This is a genomic window from Clostridium sp., assembly GCF_040797585.1.
Lineage (GTDB): Bacteria > Bacillota > Clostridia > Clostridiales > Clostridiaceae > Clostridium_Z.
Genome location: NZ_JBFNEO010000266.1, coordinates 1 through 3,170, shown reverse-complemented (window position 1 = coordinate 3,170; position 3,170 = coordinate 1). Strand labels below are relative to the sequence as shown.

Genomic DNA, 3,170 nt, shown 5'->3' with positions numbered 1-3,170 from the left:
TATAGAACCCTTTGATAAAGAGGCTAGGATTAGGATTAGGGTCTATGGAATATTAGAAGAAGATAGGATTATAAACTTAAAAGAGTATGAAGGGATTATAAGTAGAATTAAGATATTAAGTTCCATGGATATTGCAGAAAAGAGAAGATTTCAAGAGGGGAAGATAAGGTTTTTATATAAGGGTAAAAACTATGACTTAAGAACTTCAATAATTCCAACAGTAAATGGAGAGAAAGTAGTTATAAGAATCCTTAAAAAGGGAGAGGAAATAAAGCAGTTAGAGGATATAAACTATGGTGAAAAAGTAAATATAACCTTAAAAAAGATGCTCAAAAATCAAGGGGGAATAGTACTTGTAACAGGACCTACAGGAAGTGGTAAAACTACATCCTTATATGCCATGATAAATTATTTAAATGAAGGAAAAATTAACATAACTACCATAGAAGATCCAGTGGAGTATACCTTAAAAGGAGTAAATCAGGTAAATATAAATAATAGTCTAGGCATAGATTTTTCTAATACCTTGCGTGTTACCCTTAGACAAGACCCTGATGTGATAATGGTTGGAGAAATAAGGGATGAAGAAACTGCAAAAATAGCAGTAAGGGCAGCTATAACAGGACATTTAGTTTTATCAACTCTTCATACTAACAATGCTTTAGGAGCTTTTAATAGACTTGAGGATATGGGCGTGCCTAAATATCTACTTTATGACTCCATAAAGGCTATAATATCTCAAAGACTACTAAAAACCTTATGTCCTTATTGCAGGGAAGAAGTATATTATAAAGACGGATTAAAGGATATATATAAATCTTTTCAAAGTAGAGGATGTGTAAAATGTAACTTTAAAGGGGTAGCTGGAAGACTTCTTTTAAGTGAAGCTATGGTTATTAATAGAAAAGATAAATCAATGACATTTTTAACAAATTTAGAAGATAGCATAAAGGAAAATATAAATAAAGGATTCATATCTATTGATGAAGGAATGAGGTATTTAAGTATATAAAATGAGAGTATATGAGTATAAATATTTAGATATCAAAGGAGAAGAGAAGAAAAGCACATATAAGGGTAGTGAAGAAGAACTAAGAGATAAACTGAGTAGAGAAAAAATATACCTTATTAGCTTAAAGGAAAAAAATAATATACATCTCTTTAAAGAAAATCTAACCTATAAGAATATGTATATTATTTGTAAAATATTATATGTACAAATAAAAAGCGGAAATAAAATAGAAGAGGCTATAAAGACTATAAGAGATATGAACATATCTAAAAATATAAATAAAATATTCAGTAATGCTTACAGGAAGATTCTAAGTGGAGAAAGTTTGAAAGAAGCCTTTAAAGAAGAAGACCTTCCACTAGACTTTGTTTATATGCTAAAGGTTGGAGAAGAGGGAGGTTCCTTAGAAGAAGTTTTAAAAGAGCTTTCAGAAATATATAAGTACAAGTGGAAATCAAGAAAAGAAATTTTAAGTAAGCTAACCTATCCTATGTTTATAGTTTTAATGTGTAATATAGTATTTTATATTTTTATGATAAGCATAATTCCTAAATTTCAGCATCTTACTATTAGTAATGGGGATTTTATAGTTACTTTAATTTTTAACTTAAGTAGATTCATTATAGATAACAAAATAATATCTATAACTTTAAATATTATTCTCTATATTATGGCCTATAAGAGTATTAAAGGATCAGTAGTTAAACGACTTCCATTTATAAAGTCTTATGTAAATAAATATCATACATTAATGTTCTTTAAAACTTTTAACATATTATATAAGAATGGAGTAAATTACTTAGATATTTTAGAGGTTTGTCATGAAGTTTCAAATAATAAAACTTTTGCTGAAGGGGTAAAGAGAATAAGAGATAATATAAATGAAGGACATGGTCTCAGTGAAAGCTTTATATTCTCTAACATATTTTCACAAACAACTACTAGTATTATTTCTAAAGGAGAGGAATGTGGAGAAATTGAAAAAGCTTTAGAACTTATATGTAGCTTATATGAGGAAGAGATTAAGGACATGTTAGATAAACTTATAAAGCTTATGGAGCCTATAATCATATTAGTTATGGCAACCTTTATTGGCATTTTTCTTATTAAGATTATCCTTCCCTTAATGAATAGTATATATAAATTTTAGGAGGAAGCTTTGAAAAAGAGAGGTTTTACATTGATAGAACTTATGGCTGTTATTACAATACTTTTAATATTTATGGCTATGATTCCTTTAGGAATTAATATAAAAGGAGCTAGTAGAGAGGATCTTCAGGAGTTTACAGGTAGTTTTGTCAAGTTTATAAATGAGAGTAGATACTACTGTATTAATAAAAATGTATCTGGTAAGATTGCTTTAGTTAAAGAGGATAATGAGTATATCCTGAAATTTTTATCAGGTACAGAGAATATAATGGTTCTTTATGTACCATCCAATATTAAAACTATAACACTTATTAATACTAACAGTAATGACCAGAGGATAAGTGTTAATAGTGAGGGAACTCTAACAGGGGTTGGAGAAATAAATATTATAAGTGATGAAGGAAGAAAGGTATTAAAGATTCCGTTTCATTCAAGGGGAATATATGAGAAAAGTTAAAGGATTTGTATTATTAGATTGCATAGTGGCTACAACAATTTTTTTAATTCTTTCACTATCTATTATAAAGATAGTAATAAGTGATTATAAGATAAGAGAGCTAAAAATAGCTCTTAATGAAAAAGCAAATGTAATAGAAGCCATAAAGTATGAATTAAGGCATAATACATCATTGAAAGATTTAGAACCTTATTTTAATAAGGAAGCTTATATTTATAGGGAAAATATTAATATTGATACTATAAGGAGTAACAATATAATGACCATTATTAAGGGGCATGAGAGAATAGGAGAAGAAGATATAACCCTATATTTTAGTAAGGAAATAAAAAATAATTTACCTATGATTTTTATAGATTATGAGATAAAAATTAAAGGATTTTTCTTAAAGGGGCAGTGGATTAAAGGTGGATAAGAAAAAAGGAGTAACTTTAGTAGAAGTTATGGCATCTTTTGTAATATTCATTATAATTTTATCAATGGTAAGTTCTTTTATAATTTTTATTATGAGGATTAATAAAAAATCTAAGGATGTATCCTTAGATGAAGAGC

General features: G+C 27.6%; 5 protein-coding genes. All 5 read left to right on the top strand.

Features of this window, described 5'->3' with window-relative positions:
• A partial coding sequence (locus AB2369_RS12545) for a GspE/PulE family protein (RefSeq protein WP_367666813.1) occupies positions 1 to 1,012 on the top strand: 1,012 nt, incomplete at its 5' end.
• A 1-nt stretch (position 1,013) separates the two neighbouring features.
• Complete coding sequence (locus AB2369_RS12540; protein ID WP_367666812.1) at positions 1,014 to 2,162, top strand: type II secretion system F family protein; 1,149 nt, start codon at positions 1,014 to 1,016, stop codon at positions 2,160 to 2,162.
• A gap of 9 nt (positions 2,163 to 2,171) precedes the next feature.
• Positions 2,172 to 2,618 carry a type II secretion system protein gene (locus AB2369_RS12535; protein ID WP_367666811.1) on the top strand — a complete coding sequence of 149 codons (447 nt, stop codon included), beginning with the start codon at positions 2,172 to 2,174 and terminating at the stop codon, positions 2,616 to 2,618.
• Entirely contained in the window at positions 2,605 to 3,033 is a 429-nt protein-coding gene (locus AB2369_RS12530; RefSeq protein ID WP_367666810.1) for a hypothetical protein, read from the top strand. Before AB2369_RS12535 ends, AB2369_RS12530 begins: the two co-directional genes overlap by 14 nt.
• On the top strand, positions 3,026 to 3,170 hold a 145-nt coding region (locus AB2369_RS12525; protein WP_367666814.1), incomplete at its 3' end, for a PilW family protein. The genes AB2369_RS12530 and AB2369_RS12525, both read left to right, overlap by 8 nt.

Excerpts from the sequence above, each read along its gene's own strand:
- AB2369_RS12540 (WP_367666812.1), top strand. The coding sequence starts at position 1,014 with ATGAGAGTATATGAGTATAAATATTTAGATATCAAAGGAGAAGAGAAG.
- AB2369_RS12530 (WP_367666810.1), top strand. The coding sequence starts at position 2,605 with ATGAGAAAAGTTAAAGGATTTGTATTATTAGATTGCATAGTGGCTACA.